A 24505-nucleotide genomic window follows, 5' to 3' on the forward strand; every position below is an offset into this window, starting at 1 on the left:
TAGGAGAAGTAGTCGATGCAAATGAACAAGAAACATCAAGGTTTTACCTTACTCGAAGTGATGGTAGTTATCGTTATTTTAGGGATTTTAGCCTCTATGGTGGTGCCTAACTTAATGGGTAACAAAGATAAAGCTGACCAACAAAAAGCGGTATCTGACATAGTCGCGCTCGAAAATGCCTTAGATATGTACAAGTTAGATAACGGCATCTACCCAACTACCGAACAAGGTTTAGAAGCCTTAGTGCAAAAGCCAACGATTTCACCTGAGCCACGTAATTACCGTGAAGATGGTTATGTAAAACGTCTGCCAGAAGATCCATGGCGCAATAAGTACTTGCTGCTCAGCCCTGGCGAAAACGGCAAGCTAGATATATTCACAGCAGGCCCAGATGGTCAACCAGGTACCGAAGATGACATCGGTAACTGGAATTTACAGAATTTCCAATAAGATGTTAAAGCTGCGCCACGCTGGTTTCACCTTAATGGAGGTGATGCTAGTGATCTTGTTGATGGGACTCACGGCAGCGGCCGTGACTATGTCTATCGGTAATTCGGGCCCACAACAGGCCTTAGATAGAACGGCGCGGCAGTTTATCGCTGCCACTGAAATGGTGCTCGATGAGACCGTTTTGAGTGGCCAATTTATTGGTATTGTGATTGAGAAAACCAGTTATCAGTTTGTTTTTTATAAAGACGGTAAGTGGGAGCCTTTGGATAAAGACAGGCTCTTGTCTGAAAAGCAGATGGAGCCGGGTGTCGTGATGAACTTAGTGCTCGATGGTTTGCCTTTGGTACAAGACGATGAAGAAGACGATTCTTGGTTTGAAGAACCACTGATTGAGCCCTCTGCCGATGACAAGAAGAAACATCCTGAGCCACAGGTCATGCTATTCCCGAGCGGCGAAATGAGCGCTTTTGAGCTGACGTTTATCGCCAAAACTGACAAAGGTCAGCAGGCCGAAGCGTTAGTGGTCGGCGATGCGCTGGGCAGATTAACCATAGGGCGTCCCGATGAAACGCGCTAAGGGCATGACCTTACTCGAAGTGATTGTGGCCCTTGCCGTGTTTTCGATTGCGGCCGTGTCCATCACTAAAAGTTTGGGTGAGCAGATGGCCAACATGCCGATTCTGGAATCGCGCACTTTGGCACAGTGGGTGGCCGATAATCAGATGGTCGATGCCAGACTTGAGCCGCAGTTTCCTGAAATCGGTAAAAAAGAAGGCCAAGTTGAACTCGCAGGAAAGGATTGGTATTGGCGTAAAGAAGTGGTGAAAACCACGGACGATAATTTTCGCATGATCCGGATTAGCGTGAGTGAAGACGAACGATATCAGCGTATTGCAGCACAAGTGAGCAGTTATGTCCTTAAAACTGACTAGTGTGCAGCGGGGATTTACCCTGCTAGAAATGCTGATCGCTATCGCGATTTTCGCCATGATAGGTTTGGCTTCTAATGCGGTACTCAGCACTGTGCTGACTAACGATGAAGTGACGCGCGCGTTTTCAACTCGGCTTAAAGCTCTACAGCAAGGTTTTGGTGCGATTGAGCGGGATCTCGCCCAAATGGTGGCACGCACACCCAGATTACTTGAAGGGGGTCGAGGTTCGACCGTCTTCCAAACGGGCAATGATATCTTAGACTCGGAATCGGAAGCCTTAGTGTTTTACCGTTTAGGTTGGTTAAATCCCGACGGTTTATTACCGCGGGGCAGCTTACAGTCTGTGGCGTATGTGGTGCACGAAGGGCGACTGGAGCGTTGGTATTTTCCTTATCCTGAGCCTGAATTTGGTGCCGAGCCGATTAAGACAGTGGTCATAGATAAAGTATTGTCGGTGGAATATTCCTTCTTTATGGATGACAAGTGGGAGCGCAAAGTCGAGGCGACTAAGTTGCCTAAAGCGATCGCCATGGAAATTGAGATTGAAGGCTTAGGCAAGATCCAACGTAAGTTCTTGCTGCCGCTAGGTGCTGTCGCACCTGACAAGTCTAAGGATGATGATAATAAAGACGAAAATCCGGACGATGCTAACAAAGATAAAAACGACGATGGCAGTGGAACAGGCAATGGTTCTGGTGACCCAGATTCTGGCGATACCGGAGACGGTGATCCTGATGCTGAGGGCCGCGAATGAGAACCCAATCTCGGTCTAAACAGCGCGGCGTTGCACTGATCGTTGTGCTCTTGATAGTGGCTATGGTGGTGATCATCGCGACAAATATCACTGGCCGTAATCAGTTGTCCATGCGCCGAACCTTAAACTTGGCCCAGTACGATCAAGCTTATTGGTATGCGATTTCCGCCGAAGAATTGGCGAAGAAGATTTTAAAACAAGATTTAGATGACTCTGAAGGTCGAGTCCACAGGCAACAATATTGGGCCATGGCCGATGTGGTGTTTCCAACGGAATACGGTGAAATCGCGGGCAAGATCACTGACATGCGTGCCTGTTTTAATTTAAATGCCTTGTCCGCGACCACGAAAGAGGTGGAAAACGGTCAACCTAAGCTGCCGTTGGCGGCGAAGCAATATAAGGCTTTGTTGGTGAGCTTAGGGATGGACGACTTTAGTGCGGACCGTCTGACTCAGACCTTAAAAGATTATATCGACGATGACACCACGGCCAGCCCTTATGGTGCCGAAGATGCCGAATACGAAGCGCGTAATGTACCTTACCGTGCGGCCAATACGCTGATGAATCATCGCAGTGAGTTACGGGCGGTGATGGGATACACCCAAGATATCTATTTGAAACTCTTGCCCTATGTTTGTGTGATCCCAGGCAATGATAGTCAATTGCTTAACGTCAATACCTTAGAAGTTGAGCAAGCGGCGTTATTAGCTGGCATGCTCGATAATCAGATTTCGGTCGGCGAAGCAGAAAGTATCATCAACCAACGCCCCAGCGATGGCTTTGCCAAAATCGAAGATTTTTATGAAAGCTCGTCTATGGGCTCGATCAAGTGGGAAGGTGCCATGAAGTCGAGTTTTGTCATCGATAGCCAATATTTTCTGTTGGCCTCGGGGGCTAAAGTCGATAACGCCGTGTTTAGAATGGAAAGCGTGCTCAAAAAGGGCGGCGGCAACAAAATGGAAGTGCTCACCCGTCAGTTTGGTGGCCAAAAATAATGGCAGTGCTCACCCGGCAGAATCTGGTGGACAAAAATAATAGCAACGAGCTCAGTCACGCTTTCTTGACTGGGACTGGTGGAGAAAAACTGTGAGTGAACGGCTATTTATTCGCTTAGGCAGAACAGCAGAGCAAGCATGCTCTTGGCTCGTTTGGTCTGAGCAAGAACAGGAAATTATCGCCTCTGGCGAGCTCGCCAATGCCCAAGGTTTGTCGACCTTGACTGAGCGTGCGGGTAATCGTCCCGTCGATGTGTTAGTGCCCGCCGCGGCAATGACACTCACTAGCGTGCATTTGCCCGAAAAAGGCCAACGCCAAGCCTTGAAAGCCTTGCCCTTTATGCTCGAAGAAGCCTTAGCCGAGGACGTCGATGCCATGCATTTTACCGTCGGCCCGCGTGATGGTGATGCCTTAAGCGTGGTCGCCGTGGCCCATGAGCAAATGCAGACTTGGCTGAGTTGTTTGACCGAAGCGGGTTTAAAAGTGAAGCGCATCGTACCCGACTGCTTAGCCTTACCATTGCAAGAGTGCCAATGGGCGGCAATGAATTTTGGTAATGAACTATTACTGCGTACCGGATTAGCCACGGGCCAGAGTTTACCTTTGCCTTGGTTACCGATTGCGCTGGAACAACTTAGGCCCGCACAGGGCGAAGTGTCTGTCGCCAGTTATACCGATATGCAACTCGAAGGTGTTGAGCTTAAGCCACAATCACTCGAGCTGCCTATGTTAGTGTTAGCCCGCGGTATTTTGCATGCGCCAGTGAACTTACTGGGCGGCGTTTACACGCCTAAGCGCGAATACAGCAAGCAGTTGATGATGTGGAAGAGTGCTGCCATCGTTATCGCCATCGCTTGTGTACTGGCCTTAGTGAATAAAGGGCTGACCATACATCAAGTCAATGGTCAGATTGCCGATCTTAAAGCCCAGAGCGAATCCATTTATCAGCAACTGGTGCCGGGGAATTCGCGCATTGTTAACCTGCGTTCGCAGATGGAAAGTCAATTACGCGCATTGCAAGGACAGGGCACTGGTGCCGAGTTTTTTGCCATGCTCGATGGTTTGCAGGATGCCTTTAAGCAAGTACCTGAACTTAAACCTAATAGCTTAAGATTCGAAAGCGCGCGTAATGAGATCCGCATGCAAGTGAGTGCGAAAAACTACGCGCAAATCGAGAAGTTTAAAGAGATCGTTGGACGTCGTTTCCAACTCGACGGCGGCACTATGAATAGCGGTGAAGATCAAGTCACCAGTACCTTAACCTTGAGGAGCAAATAAGATGGATAATTTGCGGACTTGGTGGCAAGGGCTCGCATCGCGCGAGCAGCAGTTAGTCGGTTTTGGTTCGGTATTCTTAGTCATAGGTATTTTTTATTGGGGTGTTTGGACACCAATCGCCACTGCCGAGGCCGATGCATTACGTAACCTTACTGCACAGCAACAGACGTTGAACTATGTAAAACAAACGGCGAATAAAATTGCGGGTTTGAAGCAGAACGGTGCTAAACCGACTATGTCGGGCAGTTTAAGCTCAGTGGTTAACCAAACTGCGGGCAGTTATGGGTTAGTGATTACTCGTATGCAGCCCCAAGGCGATAAGATCCAAGTGTGGATGGACGATGTTCCTTTTGATGCCTTGTTAGGTTATTTGAGTGAGTTAGTGCAGAAAAAAGGACTTTCACTCGAAAGTGTTGATTTGGCAGAGGCCGATGCCCCTGGCTATGTCAAAGTTAGACGTATCCAACTGTCGCAATAAATTAAGGTGTAGCTGTGAGTTTGATAAAAAAAGTCATCATAGGCGTACTGATTTATTTAGTATTTTTAGTCGTTCTATTTCCCGCTAAGATTGCGATAGCGTTAGCGCCATTACCTGCAAATATCAGTGTTTCGGGTGTGAGCGGCAGTATTTGGTCTGGCAGCATAGAAACCTTAAGTATGCCGCAACGCCAGTTAGAACAAGTGCGTTGGGATCTCAGCCCTTGGGCCTTGTTGTTAGGTAAAGTGAAAGTTGATTTTCAAGTGGGCAGCCGTGCAACGCCGGTTAGCGCTAAAGGATTAATCTCTTGGTCCATGGGCGGCTTAAGTGCGCAGGGTTTACGTTTCGAAGCGCCAGATAGCTTTTTACTCGGCAATGCAAAACTGCCCTTTAAAACCGAAATATCCGGTGAAGTTAGCCTATTAGTCGAGACGTTAGAGCAAGGTAAACCTTGGTGCGAGCAGTTGTCTGGTAAGCTGTTTTTGAATCAAACCAATGTTAAAAACCAGTTTGGCAACTATCCACTAGGCAATATTGAACTTGGCCTGAGTTGCGTTGATGGCAAAGCGCAATTAGCCACAGATGAAGCTAAAAATCAGCTCGGCATCGTCGGCACTTTGCAGTTAGACGAAGGCAATATGGTCAAAGTAGCAGCTAAGATTAAAGAAACGGCTGAGCAACCAGAAGATATGCGTAAGTCACTGGGTATGCTAGGCAAACGCGGCAGCGACGGTTATTTCCCTGTGATATATCAGGGTCGTATTCCTGGGCTATAGCGCTGTTTCAGCGCGCGATGATAGATCTGCACTATGAATGAAAACGAAGGCACCTTAGGTGCCTTTTTTATTGTCTTTTTATCGTGTTAGATCATTGAGTAGCGAGTGATAGTCGGTAATCGCGGGGAAATCTTGAAAGACTTTGACTGGCTTTTTACTGTCTGGGTTAGCAATCCCTAATTGATGACCCACACCGGCAAGTTTAGCGGCCTTGAGTATGGGTTCGCTGTCATCGATAAAGAGACAGTGACTCGGCTCAAGTTGAAACTTTTCAAACAAGGTCAGCCAAAATTGTGGGTGTTCCTTGGGATAGCCCGTCTCGTGGCTGGAGATCATGGCATCAAGCCCTGCGGCCAGCTCGGTATGTTCAAGCTTTAGGGCGAGACTCTTAGGGTGGGCATTGGTCACCAGAATGCGCTGTTTACCCGCAGCGGCTAAGGCCGCCAAAAACGGCATACTGTCTTGGCGCAGCTGAATGCGATCCACCAAAGTGCGATGCAAACCCATAATGTCGAGTTGTAGCTGCTCCTGCCAATAATCGAGGCAGTACCAATCGAGTGTGCCGACGACTTTCTCATAGGCATTTACAACTAACTGCTGCGCTTCGTCCGTGCTCAAACCCCGTTGCCTGCTTAATTCCAGTGGCACTAAACTCAGCCAAAAATGGTTGTCGAAGTGCAAATCCAATAGCGTGCCGTCCATGTCGAGCAGAACCGTATCGATAGTCTTCCAGTTAAACATTGGGTATTTCCTATTCTTTGCATGATGAACAACGCCTGCGATTGACGTATGAGCAGGGTAATTCTCAGTGGTCGCTATGATGATTATTCCCGTAACTTGTATGCTTACATCTTTGTGCTAGTCTTGGATGACTAATTATTTTTAGTGTGAAAATTAAGCGGTTGGATATGGATATCTGTTCTTTTGCCCTATTAGCTCAAGTTCCAAACTCCCTTAGTTTACAGCAAGAGCTGAATGCTTTGCTGCTGCAAGACTGGCTACCCCACGTAAATCAGCGTGATTATCGTCAAGGGGGTCTGGGCGGTTGGGATGTATTGCCTTTGCGCTGCGCCGCCGAGTATCAAACAGCACATCCTATCTTGCAAGCCTTCTCAATCTCTACACCGGATCACTGGCATGATCTGCCTCGTCTCGAATCGAGCCCTGCATTATGCCGTTTTCTGCAATCCCTAGCCTGCCCAGTGAAATCAGTGCGTTTGATGCGCTTACATGCGGGGGCTGAAATCAAACCCCATAGAGATCAAGGGCTCTGCCTAGAGCAAGGTGAGGCAAGACTGCATTTGCCACTGCAAACGAATAAACAACTCAATTTTTACGTGGACGATAAACGTGTACCTATGCAGGCCGGAGAGCTTTGGTATATCAATGCCGACCAAGTCCATTGGGTTGAAAATAAAGGGCAGGATGCGCGGATCAACTTAGTGATTGATTGCGAAGTGAATACTTGGCTAAGGGAGTTAGTCTATGCCGCAAAGATCAGAGCTTGAATCAGGACAAAGTGCAGATATTAAAGCGTTAATTCACTTCGCCAACGCGCTATTACAGGCCTCTTCGGCAGGGGAGGCTAAACGACTTATCGACCCTATGCTGGCGCAATTATGTGCCATGACCGAGATTGAATTACACCCCGAGTATTTTTTGGATACTGAGGCGAGTACTACACCTTTTGGTAAAGCTGTGTCGCTCACTACTGCGGCGCAGTGTGCTGAAGATCCTGAGCGTGGGCGAGTGTTTATTCAGGGCATTTATCAGGCCATACAGGATAAGTTGGCGCTAAATCCGCAACGGCCAATACAGATTTTGTATGCGGGTACAGGACCTTTTGCCTGGTTGTTATTACCATTACTGCCGCTGTTTTCTGCCAGTCAGATTCAAGTCACCTTGCTCGACATTCACCCTGCCTCGTTAGATAAAGTCACCAAGCTTATTGAACACTTTGATTTAGCAGATCGTGTGGCAACGTATGTCTGCGCCGACGCCACAGTTTGGCAACCAGAAGCTGCAGTAAAGTTCGATATGATAGTCTCTGAAACCATGAAGCATCTGCTGCAACAGGAGCCTCAAGTCCAGATATTCAGCCACTTACAGGCGTATCTTGCGGATGGCGGCGTGCTGATTCCGCAAAACATTGAACTAGACGCTTGGCTTGAGTGTTGTACTGTGCAGGATTTAGCTGAGACGCATTATTTAGGGCCTTTGTTTGCACTCAACCTGCAAACTGCGCGCTTACTTGCCGATGGAGATCGTAGCTTCTTGGCTGGTACTTTACTGCTCCCCGATTTCAGCCCGAGTGCGGTAACGCTTAAGTTCACGACTTCCATTCAAGTCTATGGTAATTCCACGCTGAGCGAACACCAATCCCAACTCACTCTACCTCGATATCGACGTAAGCAATGGCTTAAGCCTCTTTCATGCCTTGCTTTTCGATATGAGCAGGGCGCTTATCCCGATTTTGTTTTTGATGTTATAGAGCAAAAACCAGTACTGGTGTCGAGTGACGATCTGAGCTGCTTAGGCATTTATCATTTACAGCGGCTTTGGCAAAAGATACAGCTACGTAAGCGGGGAGTGCCATTCACTGAACGGGCAAATGAATGGCACTTAGATAAAACCTTGCTGGATCTTTGTGGCATAGGGCTAGAGCCGGGTCTAAGAGCTTTATACCAACACGATCATCAGTCAGCTTTTGTTGCTTACATTCAGCAAATAGCCAAGCTGACAGCCGCGGATATTGCTGGAATTAATCAGCAATTAAGCACTATTTCCCATGGATTAACGCTTGCGCTCACAATGCCAGAAGTCGATGATTTAAATTCAATAGAGGTTGAAGACTCAAATCCGGCTGCAGTACTCAGCGAGTCACAACTCAATTTTTGGCGTAGTGAAGGCTACTTAGTGATCCCGCATGTGCTCTCGGCAGAGCAATGCGCCGCAACTCGAGATTTTATTTGGCAGCAGTTAGGTGCCAATGAACAAGATCCAGCCACTTGGTATCAAGCTCATGAGTTTATGCAGAAAATAATGCTACAACTGTTTCGCCATCCTCAACTGGACGCGAATCGACAAGTCCCCAAAATCCGTCAAGTGTTTGAACAGTTGTGGCAGCGAACGGATTTAGTCATGACAACCGATAGAGTCAGCTTTAATCCACCTGAAACGCCAACTTGGCGTTTTCCCGGGCCAGATATGCACTGGGATATGCCACTGCAGCTACCCGTTGAGTTTGGCACTCAAGGGTTAATTTACTTAACCGATACCAGTGTTGACCAAGGCGCATTTTCTTGTGTCCCAGGATTTCATCTCAAGATAGAAGAATGGCTTCTCGAACAAAACAAAAAGCAAAACAAGACGGATATCGAGCTTCAGCAACAGGATTGGAGCAAGTGGCCTATTAAACCCATAGCCGCAAATGCAGGTGATTTAATCATTTGGCACCATGCCTTGCCCCACGGCGCCAGTCCTAATCGTGGGACGATACCGCGAATGGTGCAATACATTAACTTTTATCCTATGGCTTGCTAATGGTTGATTTTAAAGAACAGGAGCAACGCTATTGGCAATTGTTACATCAACCAGAGTCATTGTTTTTACTGCATCGAGCGAATGATGTGGAACATTTTATCGCGCTGATGACGGATTTTCTTGCTTGGCCAGAGCTTAGTTTGGAACACATGCTCGCATTTATTGCTTTGCAGCAAGATAGCTTTATTCCAGATTTAGATCGCTTCAGTCAAGCCTGGTTCCCTTGTCGTTATCACTCACAACATAAAACGGTGAGTTGGGTTCCCGCATTTCATAGGTTATCTAAACCCTTCTTAGAGGACGATATCAGTGATGCTCGTCGTTGTTTGCTCGCCAGTTTTATCCAACCTAAAACCTTGCTCGAACCCCTATTATCCCAACGCGAAAGTTTGCCTATCGTAAATCCAAGTTTGATGATTTTTCACTGGTCGCGTTGTGGTTCGACGCTAGTGTCGAGCAGCTTTGCCCTGCTAGAAACTTGCCGAGTGCTCTCTGAATCTATGCTATGTAGCGATGTTATGCATGATGACCATTGGCCTTTGGCACTAAAACCTCAGCTCGTCGATTTATGCTTAAGACTACAGGGGCGATTGAGGCTGGGCGAGCGTGAGTTAGTGATCAAGTGGAATGCATGGGATCTGGCCTGCTGGCCCATGTTACTCGAACTTTACCCTAAGAGCCGAGTGTTATGCTTGATACGCAATCCTAAGGATATTATGTTTTCTCATCAACGAGTTGCAGGGAGACATATGGCTGGAGGGCAAAGTTTACTTCCAACTGAACTGCATACTCAACAGATGGAAAATACTGAGCCTAGCTTAGATGAATTTCGTACCACCGTCTTACAGCATTTTGCGCAATTATCTGCCGCTTTATACCAATCTTCTCGAGCTATTCTACTTGATTATCATCAATTAAAAGATTTTAAACCCACAACATTCTCTACCATCTTAGGATGGCCATTATCTGAAGGTGAGATTGAGCGCTGGCAACACCATTGGCGTTTTGATGCAAAACAGCAGGGGCAACTATTTACGCCTGTTGTATCAAATGAACCAGTCCCTCTTCGTGAATTGCAAAGCCCATCGTGGCAGCAATTATTTATGACCTATAACCAACTGTTGCAGCGTTTATATTGGGATAAAAAGCATGATATTTGATGAGTTCAATTCACGAATAGGTTTAAGTGCTAAAGCCGCTAATGCAAACGACAACCTATTTATGGCGCAGCTTTTTTATTCTACAAAACCTTTCTTTTATGGACTGGGTTTACCCCGTGAAGTGGTTGACACTATGTTGGCGCAACAATATCAACTGCAGCAAGCCTCTTATCGGGAACAATATCCAAATGCCAACACTTATATCTTGTTCTATCAACAGCAAACCATCGGGAAAGTGATGCTTGATATCAGTGAATATAGGATTCATCTTATTGATTTTATTATTATACCAAGTATGCAGGGACGCGGTTTTGGTTCGGCCATTTTAGCGGCCATTAAGCAAGAAGCGATGAAACGCCATTTACCAGTCGGTTTATCTGTGGAGAGTGAAAATACTCAAGCTAAAAAGCTCTATCTACAGCATGGGTTTAAGCTCGAAAGTTACTCTGGCGCCTATGAATCTATGCTATGGCGTTAAGTGGAGAGTGATAATTTACACTGATTCATTTTTGTATAATTGTGTTTATTGATTTTTAATGTATGTTTAATTGTAATCAATTTGTTTTGTTTTTGATTTAGGTTATCTATATAGTCCTCTCATCGTGTGATGTGGATGATGTTGTAATCAGCAAAAGGAACTCGCTGTCGATTAAATGTCGTGAGTAATCATTTCGTTGAAAAACGTTAAATAGACAAAATCGTGATTTTAAGGAGAAAAACAATGTCAGATCCATTTATCGGTCAAATCTCTATGTTCGCTGGTAATTTCGCTCCCCGTGGTTGGGCCTTTTGTGATGGGCAATTATTGTCCGTCTCGCAAAACTCTGCGCTTTTTGCAATTCTAGGCACCACATATGGTGGCAATGGCCAAACGACTTTTGCACTGCCTAACCTGCAAGGGCGTGTGCCTGTGCATCAAGGCCAAAGCCCTGGCATGAGTCAATATAACCTTGGACAAACGGGTGGGACTGAAAATGTGACATTGACTGCCAATGAATTACCCGCGCATGTTCATTCCGTGGCACTAAATGGAACAGGAAATACGAGCGTTGCATTGGGAGCCTCCTCCGCTAACGGTAATACCGCTATTCCAGGGCCAACCACGGTACCCGCCAAAGTGGTTAGTGGGCTAACTGCTCTTAATGCTTTTAGCACTACCGCACCAGACACCACACTGTCGCCTGCGACTGCCACCACAACGGTTAACGTAAATGGAAATACTGGTATTGCCGGTAATAATATGCCAGTGCATATCGTACAACCTTACCAAGTTGTTAATTTCATTATTGCTCTTGAGGGGCTTTTCCCTTCTCGTAATTAAATCTGAAACAATATGGTTTAAATCTGTAAGTGCAAATGCGCGCAAGGATTGTGCGCTACTTGTATTTAAAACAAGCTAATTTAGGGGATGTGTCATGCTGCAACATGCTTACAAAATGATTCATGCTTTTAAGCATATTATGACTAGATTCTGTCATTCTTATTTGAAAATGTTCATTGTAGGCAGTTTTTTTGCGATGACCTCCCTCTATGCTAGCGCACAAAACCGTTCTTTTGACTTTACAACTGGTGATACCGTAACGCTGACAAATGCGGGATCTGCGCTATCTAATCGAACAACATTTACACTGGAGTTTTGGGCCAAATTTACTAACGTCAGTGGGACTATCAATTTAGTGGATTTCACTGGCGGTGCCGATGCCGGTGGCCTCATATTTAACTCAAGTAAACTAACTGTCGATCTTGAGTGTGATTTTGGTTGCCTGACAGAAAGTAATGTGTTGTCGTTAAGCACAGGAACCTGGTATCACATTGCAGTTGTATTTGATAATGGAACTTGGGATTTTTATGTTGATGGCGTCGCACAGGGAATAAACGTTTTAGATCAAGGCGCCCGTAGTAGCGTTCCTAATTATACGGGATTTGGAGTGACCAATCTTGTGTTTGGGTTGCAGAACCTCGGAGCGGTAGATGATTTCGTCGGTAGTATCGATGATATACGTATGTGGAGTAGTGCGCGCACGCAAGTGCAGATTCAAAATAACCGCAGTATCGAGTTGGTAGGCAATGAATCCGGCCTGCTGGGGTATTGGAAGCTGAATGAAGCCAGCGGTACGACAGTCAACGATAGCCAGACTAATTCCTCCATGTTAACAGGTACTAGCAGCGGTATCGGGTATAACGCAACGGGTGCATTTGTTACCGATTCTGTCGCCCCTACAGTAAGCTCTATCACAGCCAGCACTGCAAACGGTACTTACAAAGTCGGGGATGTTATTAGTGTAGAGGTTAATTTTGATGAAGCAGTATTGGTGACTGGTACACCTCAACTCACACTTGAAACAGGCACCACTGATCGCACCATTAACTACGCCAGCGGTAGTAACTCCAGTACGTTAACATTCAATTACACCGTTCAGTCTGGCGATACTTCGGCCGATTTAGATTATGTTGCTACCAATTCATTGATGCTAAATAGTGGCACTATTCGCGACGCGGCAAGTAACAACGCCACCTTGACCTTGCCTTCACCCGGTACAGCAAACTCTTTGGGTGCGAATAGAAATATCACTATCGATGGCGTCGCCCCGACGGTTTCATCTGTTAATGCCAGCACCGCGGACGGCACTTACAAACTGGGCGATATCATTAGTATCCAAGTTAACTTTAGCGAAGTGGTGATCGTCACTGGTACCCCGCAACTAACGCTGGATACGGGTACAACGGATAGAACGATTGACTACGCAAGTGGTAGTGGTTCCAGTGCGCTGACATTCAACTACACCATTCAGTCCGGCGATACGTCCAGTGACCTAGATTATGCCGCCACTAACTCCTTGGCATTGAATAGCGGAACCATCCGCGATGCCGCTACTAACAATGCGACTCTTACGTTGGCTTCACCCGGCGCTGCTAACTCCTTGGGTAATAATAAAGCGATAGTTGTGGATGGTGCAGTGCCCTTTGTAAACAGTACTGTCCCTGATGGTGGTGCGGCATCAACCGACACCAGTGTGGGTTTCACAGTGCAGTTCAGTGAATCGGTCAGCAATATTTCAACGGATGACTTTGCGCTTGGTACCACAGGCACAGCGACGGGCACTATCTCCAGTGTCTCCGCAAACTCGGGCTCAAGTGTAACAGTGACGGTCAGCGGTATCATAGGTAATGGCACCATCAAGCTCAATCTGAATGGTTCTACCAATATCAGCGATGCAGCGGGGAATTCCGCCCCCGCGGCCTATACAAGCGGCTTGACACACACAGTAGCGATTCCAACAGCCCCCGATGCCCCCACCATAGGCACTGCTACCGCAGGCGATGGACAAGTCAGCGTTACTTTCACTGCCCCCGGGAATAACGGTGGCTCAGCCATTACCACTTATACCGCTACCGCAAGCCCTGATGGCGCCATTGGCACCTGCGCCGGCCCGGCAGCTTGTACAGCTACGGTATCCGGGCTTAACAACGGTACTGCTTATACCTTCACCGTTACCGCGACCAATGCCATTGGAGCCAGTGTTGCTTCTGGTGCATCCAACGCCGTAACCCCCAAAGCTAATCAGATAATTACCTTTGCCAATCCGGGGGCACAAAACTTTGGTGCGACGCCAACACTGACAGCAACTTCATCTGCAGGCATCGGATACGCTGTCTCGTTTTCCAGCGCAACTACCGGGGTTTGCACTATTACCACCGGCGGCGCCCTAACCTTTGTTACCGCGGGCAGCTGCACGATTGACGCCGACCAGGCGGGTGATGCCGCAACCAATGCGGCGACAAAAGTTACCCAATCCTTCGCTGTTAATGCCATCGTTCCGGGCGCACCGACTATCGGCGCTGCAACCGCAGGCGATAGTGAGGCGAGTATCAGCTTTGTCGCGCCCGCCAGCGCAGGGGGCGCCAATATTACCGGTTATACCGTAACGTCCTCGCCAGACGGCTTTATCGGCACTGGGGCGGGATCTCCGATTACGGTAACCGGGTTAACTAATGGTGTTAGCTATACCTTTACCGTTACGGCCACCAACTCAGCAGGCCCTGGCGCGGCATCTGCGGCTTCAAACTCCATTACACCAGCGGCGCCACAGACCATAACCTTTAATAATCCGGGCGCGCAGAATTTTGGTACTTCGCCGACGTTGACGGCTACGTCATCAGCTGGCGCTGGCTATGTGGTAACGTTCACGTCATCGACTACCGCTGTTTGTACCATCACCAGCGGTGGTGCACTAACATTCGTTACTGCTGGCACCTGTACCATTAATGCCGATCAGGCCGGAGATTCCTCCTTCCTGCCTGCATCGCAAGTGAGCCGCTCTTTCAGCGTTAACCCAGTTGCTCCCAGTGTGCCGACGTCGGTAGTGGCTACGGCAGGCGATACCCTAGCCAGCATTGCGTTTGTGGCTCCGGTAAATATTGGTGGCTCTGTGATTACAGGTTATACAGTGACAACAAACCCAGCACATGTGGCGCCGGTAAATGGTACAGCTTCTCCAATTGTGATAGCGGGTTTAACTAATGGTCAGGGCTACACTTTTACAGTAACAGCAAATAACATAGTTGGATCAGGTGCGGCATCGGTTGCATCTAACTCGATTACTCCGGCAGCAACCCAGACCATTACTTTTGCAACTCCTAGTGCACAAAACTTTGGTACTACGCCAACACTTACGGCAACGTCAGATTCAGGCTTAACACCTGTCTTTACTTCATCCACTACGGGCGTGTGTACAATTACCTCCGGTGGTGTGCTGACCTTTGTGACGGCAGGTAGCTGTACTATTAATGCAGATCAAGCAGGTAATAGTAGCTATTTACCTGCTACACAGGTGAGCAGAACATTTGCGGTTAATCCTGTACAGCCTAGCGCGCCCACTGCCGTTACTGCGGTCGCAGGTGATAGTTCAGCGTCTGTTTCGTTTACAGCTCCAATCTCTAACGGTGGTTCTGCAATTACGAGCTATGCCGTGATAGCGAGTCCTGGGGGCGCAACGGTGAATGGTACTGCTTCGCCTATCACGTTTTCAGGCTTGACGAATGGCACTGCATACACCTTTACCGTTACCGCAACTAATGCTGCAGGAACAAGTGCTGTTTCTGCGGCATCAAACAGTGTGACACCTCAGCCATCCAATTCTGCGCCCACGATTACGGGTTCACCCATATTAACCATTAACCAAGGTGCTTCGTATCTGTTTACGCCTACAGCGGCTGATTCTCCGGGAGATACACTAAGCTTTAGCATCCTAAATAAACCAGTGTGGGCGACTTTTAACCCAATAACAGGCACCCTATCAGGTACGCCATCTAATCAAGATGTTGGTGTAACTAACGGGATTATTATTAGTGTCTCCGATGGCACTTTGTCTGCGAGTTTACCTGCATTTAATTTAACTGTGGTAGACGTCAATGACGCTCCGATCATCAGTTCAACGGCCATCACAGCTGCCACTCAAGATGCGGCGTACAGCTACACCTTTGTGGCGAGTGATACCGATGTGGGCGATGTACTGACCTTGAGCGCGGTGACTAAACCGAGTTGGTTGAGCTTCAATGCGGCTACGGGCGTGTTAAGTGGTACGCCAAGCAATGCCGATGTGGGCAGCCATGCGGTGACACTGAAAGTCACCGACACGGACGGCTTAACGGCAGAGCAAAGCTTCAGCATCACTGTGACCAACGTCAACGATGCGCCTGTGGCGACAAGTTTAACTGTGACGTTAGAGGAAGATAGTTCTGTGGCTATCACCCTTGCGGCAAAGGATGTGGATAATGATCCGCTCACCTATGAAGTGGTGAGTCAGCCAGAATCCGGCACATTAGAGCAACATGGCACTGTTTGGTTATATACCCCTGAGAAGGATTTCAATGGAACAGACGTGTTTAGCTTTATTGCTAAGGATGCCGAGCTGAGTTCAGAGCCTGCAACTGTCACTATTAATGTCACGCCAGTGAATGATGATCCGCAAGCGGTTGATGACGACTACACCTTAACAAGTACCGCCAACGATATTTATGCGCTTGCGGTGCTCGCGAACGATGTTGATGTCGATGGTGATACCTTAACGATTGATGGTGCGGCTGCGGATATCGGCAGTGTGCAAATCACCAGTGAGGGCTTGAGCTTTACTGCGCCTGAAGCGTATGTCGGGCCTGTGGCGCTTCGCTACACCATCAGTGATGGTAACAAGGGGCGTGCAAGTGCCAAAGTGAATGTACTAATTGAAGGCGCTGAGTCGGCAAATCAGCCAGTGATCACTTTGCCTGACGATGTCGATGTGAATGCGACGGGCCTATTTACTCGCGTTAAGCTTGGCTTCGCAAAAGCGGTCGATCGTAACGGTCATCCATTGCCCGTTTCTCTGGTGAATAAGAGTCTATTCTTCGCACCTGGCAGCTACTTAGCTTACTGGCAAGCTGTAGACCGCGATGGTAATAAGGCGATCAAGGCTCAAAAAGTGAAAGTACATCCACTGATCTCCTTGAGTAAAGATCAGCTTGTGGGTGAGGGCAATGAGGTAGTGGTGAGTGTGCACCTTAATGGCGCCGCACCCGTATATCCACTTTCTGTGCCTTATACCGTTTCAGGCTCTGCAGGTAGCAGTGATCATGATTTGGTTGATGGGGTGGTCGAAGTGATATCGGGCCAACAAGCTGAGATCCGCTTTAGCACCTTTGAAGATGGTGAGGTCGAAGTGGATGAGGATGTGCTGATTAATCTAGATCCTAGCTTGAACTTGGGCAGTAAGCAGCAATCTCAGGTGTTGATCACCGAAGCGAATATTGCGCCTAAGGTAACGTTGGATGTGACTCAAGCGGGAGTGCACCAATTTATTGTGGCGCAAAATGGCGGTGATGTACGCATTGATGCCGATATCACTGACGCCAATATGCAGGATAGCTTAACGGCAACATGGGCAAGCGGTTCGCTGAACTTACAATCCGATGACGCGGGCATGTTCTTCTCTCCAGTATCTGTCCTGCCGGGCATTTACACTGTGAGTGTGACGGTTACTGATAATGGTTTGCCAGCGCTGTCTACCACAGAGAAAGTCTACATTGTGGTGCGTTCAAGCTTACCTGTATTGACTGGCGCAGACACGGACGGTGATTTGATCCCTGATGTTCAAGAAGGCTTTACCGATACGGATGGTGACGGTATTCCTGATTATTTGGATGCGGTCAACGACTGTAACATTATGCCCGAAGGTGAATTACAGCCTGTGTACTTCTTGGCTGAGGGGCAGGCTGGCGTGTGCTTACGCTTAGGTAATATTGCACTGATGCAAGAGCAAAGTGGTATTCAACTATTACCTGATCTTGTCCCAGAAGACAGCATAGCGGCCAATGTCGGCGGTATTTTTGACTTCATCGCGACGGGATTGCCACAACAAGGGCAGAGTTACAGTCTGGTGATACCACAACGTTCGCCAGTTCCTGCCAATGCGGTATATCGTAAGTATCAAGCCCAAAATGGTTGGAAGGATTTTGTGATTGATACGCGCAATAGTGTCGCCAGTAGTGAAGGTGAGCGTGGTTTCTGTCCTCCACCGGGAGACAGTCGTTGGACTTCTGGATTAACTGAAGGCCATTGGTGTGTGCAGTTAACCATAGAAGATGGTGGACCAAACGATGACGATGGCGTCGCTAACCGTACTATCGTCGATCCAAGTGGCGTGTCCGTGATACTCAATGGCAACCATTTACCGGTGGCGAACCCAGATACGGCCTCTTTACCTTGGAATCAGAGCCTCGATGTTGATGTGCTCGCCAATGATACCGATGGTGATGGTGATGCCTTGACAGTTACACAAGTGACTAGCGAGTTTGGTACCGCCGTCATCTTGGCTAATCAGCAACTAAGTTACACGCCAGCAACCGATTTCATCGGTACGGATGTGCTGGTGTATAGCATTACTGATGGTAAAGGTGGTACTGCAAGTAGTGAGTTGACTGTGATAGTGAGTGGCAATACCGCGCCAACGACAGTCAACGACAGCGCCGCAACCGACGACAGAACGAGCTTGCTACTCGATGTGTTGAGTAATGACAGCGATCCAGATGGCAATGCTTTAACCTTAGTCAGCGCAACCGCGCAGCAAGGGACAGTATCCATTGAGACTAACAAGCTGCGTTATATCCCTAAAACAGGATTCGATGGTGTCGATACTGTGAGCTATCGGATTAGTGATGGGCTGGGTGGTGAGGCAATAGGACAAGTGTTGATTACTGTTAAAGCCTATCAAGAAGTGGTGATTGATAACAAATCGGGTGGAGGTAGTATGGCCTTGTGGGCATTAGGCTTGATCGTTGCGACGGGTTTAATTCGCCGCCGTGAATTACATAAAGTGGTCTTGGGTGCTGTGTTGCTCGCCAGCACAGTGACTCAAGCGAATGCCGCTGATAACTGGTATGTCGAGGGCTTTGTCGGCCAAGCTCAGGTTGATAGCGGCAGACGAGAGTTACAGTCTGACGCTGCAGCGGGCGTAGTGACATCGGTTGATGACAAAGATACTGCGTTTGGCTTAAGTGTGGGTTATCAATGGACTCCCATGGTGGCAATCGAATTAGGCTATGCCGACTTTGGTAATGGAAGTGCGCGGATTGAGGGTGCAAGTCTGACTCCGGCGCAATATCATGAGCAGGTCAAAGCCGTGACCCCCGTACTGGCTGATGGCGTGATGTTGGGATTGCGTTTAACCTTACTGCAGCATGATGCTTGGCGGTTTGAAGTACCTATCGGATTATTTCGATGGCAAGCAGATATCAGTAGCACTATGGGCAATAGCCGTTTAACCACAGAGCTTGATGGCATTGATTGGTATGCCGGTGTGCGGTTTAGCTATCAAGTGAGCGACGCTTGGTCAGTTGGCTTGGGGTATCAGTATGTGGATATCGAGCCGAATGACTTCCTCAGTTACCAGCTCAATCTACGTTATCAATTTTAAGCGTTAGCATATCAAAAGGGGCATTCGCCCCTTTTTACTCTCTAATAGAAACATCATATTTGAGAATATTTTGAAGGTGTTCACTTAAGGCTGGGCTTGGTTTGTGATGCATATCGCAAAGGATTTGTGGCTTACCCTTAGGAGCATGTAACAAATTCAGGTTGTAGATTAAAGACAGGATAGTAAGATTGTCACTTATCTTATTTAATTTATCGCTTTTTTATCTAGAGGCAGTTATGTCGCAGCGGCAGAATAAGCCGGAAATATTGCATACCGAAGTTGTCGCGAAAAGCCGATTATTTCAAATTGAGCAAGTGCATCTTAAGTTCTCAAATGGTGTCGAGCGCCAATACGAGCGCATGAAAGGTGGCAGCCGTGGCGCTGTGATGATAGTGCCTATTCATCAAGGGCAAATGCTACTGGCACGCGAATATGCTGCAGGAACCGATAATTACGAGCTCGGGTTTCCTAAAGGTCTTATCGACCCAGGTGAATCGCCAATCGAAGCTGCTAATCGTGAATTGCAGGAAGAAATTGGCTTTGGGGCGAATAAGCTCACGCTATTGAAAGAACTTAGCCTAGCGCCGGGGTATTTCTCCAGTAAGATGCAAATTTTTCTTGCAGAAGATCTGTATGAGAGTCGCCTTGAAGGTGATGAGCCAGAGCCCATTGATGTGGTGCCTTGGGCGCTCGCCGATTGGGAGGCCTTGCTCGATGATGTCGATTTTTCAGAATCCCGTAGTGTGAGCGCGTTGTTTTTAGCGCAAAAGTATTTATACCCAAACAACCTGAAGATGCAGGATTCAGCGGGAGTTTAACGCACTTTAGGCAAGGCGGTTATTTACAGACCTAGCGGGCTAAGTTAAAAATAACCAACACAGCATAAAGTGCGTTAAAACCCGCCGGGACGGAGCGCCTAGGGCACTCCACTTCCGTGTTGCATCAATTCAAAAGGTAGCCGACATTCTGTCATTGATGCGCCTTGAATTGAAGCACCCTAGGCGCTCTGAAACTCGTATCTTCAGGTAGCTTGGGTATATACCTTAAATAATCTTTTTCCTTTTAAGCGTTCAAAGCTGGAACGCTTGCAAAACATTCGCGAACTTTGCGATTGGAGTTGTTATGAAGCCAGAAGAGTTGATCGACGAAGTTATTGCGATTGCGACCGATGCAGGGATAACTATCCGTGACATTTATCTCAAAGGTAATTTTGAGCGAGAAATGAAGTCTGACAATACCCCTGTCACTTCCGCAGATTTAGCGGCGAACCAGATCATTTGTGACCGATTAACTGCTTTAACGCCTGATATTCCTGTGTTATCTGAAGAGGCGGCCGATATTCCTCTGAGCGTGCGTGAATCTTGGAAGCGCTATTGGTTGGTTGATCCACTCGATGGCACGGGTGAGTTTATTGCTGGTAGTGGTGATTTTTCGGTGATTATTGCACTCGTCGAGCACAATCGTCCCGTGATGGGCGTGGTGTATGTGCCTATGACGCAAGTGTGTTATTACGCGATTGCAGGTTTAGGCGCATATAAACGCACGGATAAACAGGAAGTGCGTATTAGTAGCCGCCAAATTGAGCACCGTGAAAAGGTATCCCTAAGATTAGCCGTGAGTCGTCGTCAGGATCCTCAATCTGTGTTGACCCTATTCAACCATCCCAAACACTGCGAGTTAGTCGTTATGGGCGGCGCAGCGTTAAAGAGTTGTCTTGTCGCCGAAGGTCGAGCCGATTGTTATGTGCGAGTTGGCCCAACGGGCGAGTGGGATACGGGAGCGGCGCAAATCATAGTCGAAGAAGCGGGTGGACAGTTGATGGATACTGAGCTGCAACCGTTAACCTATAATGAGCGCGAGACGTTAGAAAACCCTAACTTTATCGTAGTGGGCGCACCCAACTTAGAGTGGGATAAGATTTTAATAGGTGAATGATTTTCGAATGCAGTCTATACGTCCGGTATTAAAGTCAGATTTATTCGCGGTTTATCAGCTTGAGCAGGCCATTTTTGGCGAACATAGCTATCCCGATTTTTTCTTCCGTCAGGGATTTGATTGTTGGCCAGAGCAATTTTTAGTTGCCGTGGATGAAGATAATCTTCTGCAAGGTTATTTGCTCAGTGCCCAGAGTAGCGATCCTACATGTATGTGGATTTTATCTGTTGCCGTAAGTGAAGATGCTCGCGGAAAGGGATTAGGCAAACGTTTGATGCAGCAGTGTTTAGCTGAGTTACCCGTCTCTGTTGAACGTGTGTGTCTAACGGTTGACCCGAGTAATCCTGCCCATGGCTTATATCAGCATTTAGGTTTCGTTGATTCGGCTTTTGAGGCCGATTATTTTGGCGCTGGTGCTGATAGAGTGGTGATGACTTATCGTAGGCCTTAAATTCCATGGTCACTTTTAATTAAAAACACCTTTGAATTAAGAATGATTTTTAAACCAAAATAATGGACGGCGTGCTGACTGAGTGCGCCGTTTTTTATGCTATTTTGTGTGGTGTAATCCCACATATATAGTTCAGTTTTACTGAGTGAATCGATTTCGAGCGTCTATCTTTATTTATCATTCTCAATGATATCCTTCACTATTTATCCGCGACTGTACGTAAAACAAACTTATTTTGAACGTTGTTTTTTATTTTGACTACTGTTAGTCTCTTGCTATCCAACAGGGAGTGAGACCTATGGCCAGACGAAAAGAACACAGCCATGATGAAATTCGCGCTATGGCAATACAAGCGGCAACTGAGTTATTGACCGAACAAGGTGTTGTAGGGCTGAGCTTACGCAAAGTGGCTAGCCAAATTGGCTATGTCCCTAGCACCTTGATCAATATTTTCGGCAGTTATAACTATTTGTTGCTGGCGGTTTCTGAGGCAACGCTTAGGACTTTACACGATCGATTAGCGGGTGTGTGTGCTGCCGACAGTTTGCGTAAAATCATTGCAATGGCGTGGGAGTATAGTCAGTTTGCTAATGAGCGGCGGCAAGCTTTCAAGCTGGTTTTTGAGTTGCAATTACTCGATTCTGAGCCGCTGCCGCAATCACAAGGACAATTGATTACAGGGTTATTCATACTGATTGAACGTGAGTTAGCGCAGCTTTTCCCTGAGGCGACACCGGAGCAGCATCTCAGTATGAGCCGTGTGTTGTGGGGGGGGATTCATGGGCTAACTGCTTTGTCCCTCGATAATAAGCTCTTTGCTGAATCGTTATCACTGCGGGATTTACTCGAGAGCCATGTGAAGGCTTATCTACAAGGAATGGGTTACCAGAGGGAACTATCATGTTGCTAACAAAACGTTTTTTACCTTATTTTGCGACTCAGTGCCTCGGCGCCTTGAATGACAATATCTATAAAAATGTGTTGCTGCTGTTAGTGACCTTCAGCCAAGTCAAAGATTTACCCATAAGCGTCGATATGTTTGTGAATTTAGCCGCTGGGGTGTTCATCCTGCCGTTTTTCCTGTTTTCGGCCCACGCAGGTGTGGTTGCCGATAATATGGATAAGGCCAAACTTATCCGTCGATTGAAATTACTCGAAGTTATTATCATGTCCTGTGCCGCTATCGCGATAGTGAGTGAGAACTACATGATGATGTTATTACTGTTATTTTTAACAGGTAGTCAGTCGGCTTATTTCGGTCCGGTCAAATATTCCTTGTTACCCCAAGCGTTGAAAGAGGACGAGTTAGTCACAGGTAATGCGTGGGTTGAAATGGGCACTTTTCTCTCTATTCTGGTCGGCACGTTAAGTGCGGGGATCTTAGTTTCTGAAGTAAACGGTACGCTTTGGGCTGCCATTACCGTCGCCGTATTGTCTTTAGCGGGATACTTGTCGAGTCGGGCCATTCCTGCTTTACCACCGCAGGGCGTCATCGAAAAAATACGTTTCAGGCCGTTATCGGGTACTTGGCGCAGTATTAAAAAAGCGCGTCAAACACCTTCAATCTGGATGGCAATCCTCGCTATCAGTTGGTTTTGGTTTTTAGGCGCGACCTATCTGACTCAATTCCCTAACTTTGCTAAGCTGCATCTGCATTCTGGCGCGACTGTGGTGTCGTTATTGTTGGGCATGTTTTCCATCGGGATTGCCGTTGGCTCCTTCGTTTGTGAGCGTTTTTCCTACGGCCATGTGGAACTCGGTTTGCTGCCATTTGGGGTATTGGGATTAACTATCTTTGGTGTCGATTTGCTTTGGGCTATTCCACCTGCGCCAGTGGATGCTGGTTTTGTCTATGGATTAAAAGCCTTTATTGCCGAGTCGCAACATTATCGGGTGATGCTAGATTTCTTTATGATCGGCGTTAGCGGCGGGCTGTTCATCGTCCCCTTATACGCCTTTATTCAATCGCGTTCGGCTAAGGGTGAATGTGCTCAGGCGATTGCAGCCAATAACATTATGAACTCATTGTTTATGGTGGTTTCGGCACTGTTATCTATGCTGTTACTGGGCGTTGCAGGTTGGACTATTCCGCAGTTATTCTTGTTGCTTGCCGTAATGAACTTTGTCGTTGCCCTTTATGTTTATTCGCAAGTGCCAGAATTTACTCAGCGATTTATCAGTTACTTACTTAGCCATGTTATGTATCGCGTGACTGTTACAGGCCGTGAAAAAATTCCAAAGGAAGGGGCTGGCATCATAGTCTGTAACCATGTGAGTTATGTGGATGCATTGATTATTATGGGAGCCTCGACACGGCCGATCCGCTTTGTGATGGATAAATCCATTAGCGAAATTCCTCTGCTGAAGTATGTGTTCCGCCACGCTGGGGTGATCCCTATCTGTTCGCCTAAGCAAAGTGAAGAGACCTATAATCGTGCTTTCGAGGCAATTCATGTGGCGCTCGCCAATGGCGAGTTGGTGTGTATTTTCCCGGAAGGTCGACTCACCCCTGACGGTGAACTTGGCGATTTTCGTCCCGGAATTGATAAGATCTTAGCCAGAGATCCCGTGCCTGTCATTCCAATGGCATTACACGGATTATGGGGCTCTTACTTTAGCCACAAGGGCGGGCATGCCTTAGCTAAAATGCCCAAGCGTTTTTGGTCAAGGGTGTCGGTGGATTTAACGGATGCCGTCGATGGCAAGCTCGCGAATAAGGATTCTTTGAGAGTCCAAGTGGCGAGTCTGCTGGGTAAATCTTAAATCCGTTATGTCAGTGTGAAATAAAATGATAACCGCGA

Annotated in this window: 20 protein-coding genes; 19 read left to right on the forward strand and 1 reads right to left on the reverse strand. The window is 47.5% G+C overall.

All coding sequences use genetic code 11. The annotated features are described in order from the left end of the window. Nucleotides 1–15: 15 nt before the first annotated feature. The 8 genes from gspG to Q4Q46_RS09515 all read left to right on the forward strand — a co-directional run bounded on the left by gspG (nucleotide 16) and on the right by Q4Q46_RS09515 (nucleotide 5664). Complete coding sequence (gene gspG, locus Q4Q46_RS09480) at nucleotides 16–450, forward strand: type II secretion system major pseudopilin GspG (protein WP_006083645.1); 435 nt, start codon at nucleotides 16–18, stop codon at nucleotides 448–450. A gap of 1 nt (nucleotide 451) precedes the next feature. Next, nucleotides 452–1027 (forward strand): type II secretion system minor pseudopilin GspH, encoded by a 576-nt coding sequence (gene gspH, locus Q4Q46_RS09485; RefSeq protein WP_011848173.1) that lies wholly within the window; start codon nucleotides 452–454, stop codon nucleotides 1025–1027. Continuing rightward, on the forward strand, nucleotides 1014–1382 hold the full coding sequence (gene gspI / locus Q4Q46_RS09490; protein ID WP_006083643.1) for a type II secretion system minor pseudopilin GspI: 369 nt from the start codon (nucleotides 1014–1016) through the stop codon (nucleotides 1380–1382). The genes gspH and gspI overlap by 14 nt, the downstream gene beginning before the upstream one ends. Next, nucleotides 1363–2136 carry a type II secretion system minor pseudopilin GspJ gene (gspJ, locus tag Q4Q46_RS09495; protein WP_311905823.1) on the forward strand — a complete coding sequence of 258 codons (774 nt, stop codon included), beginning with the start codon at nucleotides 1363–1365 and terminating at the stop codon, nucleotides 2134–2136. The genes gspI and gspJ overlap by 20 nt, the downstream gene beginning before the upstream one ends. After that, nucleotides 2133–3131, forward strand: a complete 999-nt coding sequence (gene gspK, locus Q4Q46_RS09500) for a type II secretion system minor pseudopilin GspK (RefSeq protein WP_311905824.1) — start codon at nucleotides 2133–2135, stop codon at nucleotides 3129–3131. The genes gspJ and gspK overlap by 4 nt, the downstream gene beginning before the upstream one ends. Before the next feature lie 91 nt (nucleotides 3132–3222). After that, the gene (gspL, locus tag Q4Q46_RS09505; protein WP_311905825.1) at nucleotides 3223–4410 is read left to right on the forward strand and encodes a type II secretion system protein GspL; all 1188 of its coding nucleotides are present in this window, start codon (nucleotides 3223–3225) and stop codon (nucleotides 4408–4410) included. A gap of 1 nt (nucleotide 4411) precedes the next feature. Beyond that, on the forward strand, nucleotides 4412–4888 hold the full coding sequence (locus Q4Q46_RS09510; protein WP_006083638.1) for a type II secretion system protein M: 477 nt from the start codon (nucleotides 4412–4414) through the stop codon (nucleotides 4886–4888). Nucleotides 4889–4902: 14 nt separating this feature from the next. Further along, nucleotides 4903–5664 carry a type II secretion system protein N gene (locus tag Q4Q46_RS09515; protein ID WP_259513003.1) on the forward strand — a complete coding sequence of 254 codons (762 nt, stop codon included), beginning with the start codon at nucleotides 4903–4905 and terminating at the stop codon, nucleotides 5662–5664. A 78-nt stretch (nucleotides 5665–5742) separates the two neighbouring features. Here the strand turns inward: Q4Q46_RS09515 and yrfG are convergent, their stop codons facing one another. After that, the gene (gene yrfG, locus Q4Q46_RS09520) at nucleotides 5743–6405 is read right to left on the reverse strand and encodes a GMP/IMP nucleotidase (RefSeq protein WP_311905826.1); all 663 of its coding nucleotides are present in this window, start codon (nucleotides 6403–6405) and stop codon (nucleotides 5743–5745) included. A 167-nt stretch (nucleotides 6406–6572) separates the two neighbouring features. Here yrfG and Q4Q46_RS09525 point away from each other — a divergent pair, with 167 nt between their 5' ends. The 11 genes from Q4Q46_RS09525 (at nucleotide 6573) to Q4Q46_RS09575 (ending at nucleotide 24467) form a co-directional block, all read left to right on the forward strand. Then, nucleotides 6573–7172: an aspartyl/asparaginyl beta-hydroxylase domain-containing protein gene (locus tag Q4Q46_RS09525; protein ID WP_311905827.1), complete on the forward strand. Its 600-nt coding sequence runs from the start codon at nucleotides 6573–6575 to the stop codon at nucleotides 7170–7172. Next, nucleotides 7150–9207 carry a phytanoyl-CoA dioxygenase family protein gene (locus tag Q4Q46_RS09530; RefSeq protein WP_311905828.1) on the forward strand — a complete coding sequence of 686 codons (2058 nt, stop codon included), beginning with the start codon at nucleotides 7150–7152 and terminating at the stop codon, nucleotides 9205–9207. Before Q4Q46_RS09525 ends, Q4Q46_RS09530 begins: the two co-directional genes overlap by 23 nt. Then, nucleotides 9207–10367: a hypothetical protein gene (locus Q4Q46_RS09535; protein WP_311905829.1), complete on the forward strand. Its 1161-nt coding sequence runs from the start codon at nucleotides 9207–9209 to the stop codon at nucleotides 10365–10367. Before Q4Q46_RS09530 ends, Q4Q46_RS09535 begins: the two co-directional genes overlap by 1 nt. Continuing rightward, nucleotides 10357–10845 carry a GNAT family N-acetyltransferase gene (locus Q4Q46_RS09540; protein WP_311905830.1) on the forward strand — a complete coding sequence of 163 codons (489 nt, stop codon included), beginning with the start codon at nucleotides 10357–10359 and terminating at the stop codon, nucleotides 10843–10845. The genes Q4Q46_RS09535 and Q4Q46_RS09540 overlap by 11 nt, the downstream gene beginning before the upstream one ends. 243 nt (nucleotides 10846–11088) lie before the next feature. Continuing rightward, on the forward strand, nucleotides 11089–11688 hold the full coding sequence (locus Q4Q46_RS09545; RefSeq protein WP_006083631.1) for a phage tail protein: 600 nt from the start codon (nucleotides 11089–11091) through the stop codon (nucleotides 11686–11688). Nucleotides 11689–11782: 94 nt separating this feature from the next. Then, the gene (locus tag Q4Q46_RS09550; RefSeq protein ID WP_311905831.1) at nucleotides 11783–19318 is read left to right on the forward strand and encodes an Ig-like domain-containing protein; all 7536 of its coding nucleotides are present in this window, start codon (nucleotides 11783–11785) and stop codon (nucleotides 19316–19318) included. Nucleotides 19319–19554: 236 nt separating this feature from the next. Next, nucleotides 19555–20136, forward strand: coding sequence for an ADP compounds hydrolase NudE (gene nudE, locus Q4Q46_RS09555; protein WP_311905832.1), 582 nt, complete (start codon nucleotides 19555–19557; stop codon nucleotides 20134–20136). Between the two features lie 304 nt (nucleotides 20137–20440). After that, nucleotides 20441–21253, forward strand: a complete 813-nt coding sequence (cysQ, locus tag Q4Q46_RS09560; RefSeq protein ID WP_106648480.1) for a 3'(2'),5'-bisphosphate nucleotidase CysQ — start codon at nucleotides 20441–20443, stop codon at nucleotides 21251–21253. A gap of 7 nt (nucleotides 21254–21260) precedes the next feature. Beyond that, nucleotides 21261–21704, forward strand: coding sequence for a GNAT family N-acetyltransferase (locus tag Q4Q46_RS09565; protein WP_311905833.1), 444 nt, complete (start codon nucleotides 21261–21263; stop codon nucleotides 21702–21704). Between the two features lie 298 nt (nucleotides 21705–22002). Then, on the forward strand, nucleotides 22003–22614 hold the full coding sequence (locus Q4Q46_RS09570) for a TetR/AcrR family transcriptional regulator (protein WP_311905834.1): 612 nt from the start codon (nucleotides 22003–22005) through the stop codon (nucleotides 22612–22614). Further along, complete coding sequence (locus Q4Q46_RS09575) at nucleotides 22605–24467, forward strand: MFS transporter (protein WP_311905835.1); 1863 nt, start codon at nucleotides 22605–22607, stop codon at nucleotides 24465–24467. The genes Q4Q46_RS09570 and Q4Q46_RS09575 overlap by 10 nt, the downstream gene beginning before the upstream one ends. Nucleotides 24468–24505: the final 38 nt, after the last annotated feature.

This window comes from Shewanella vaxholmensis (assembly GCF_031932135.1).
GTDB lineage: Bacteria > Pseudomonadota > Gammaproteobacteria > Enterobacterales > Shewanellaceae > Shewanella > Shewanella hafniensis.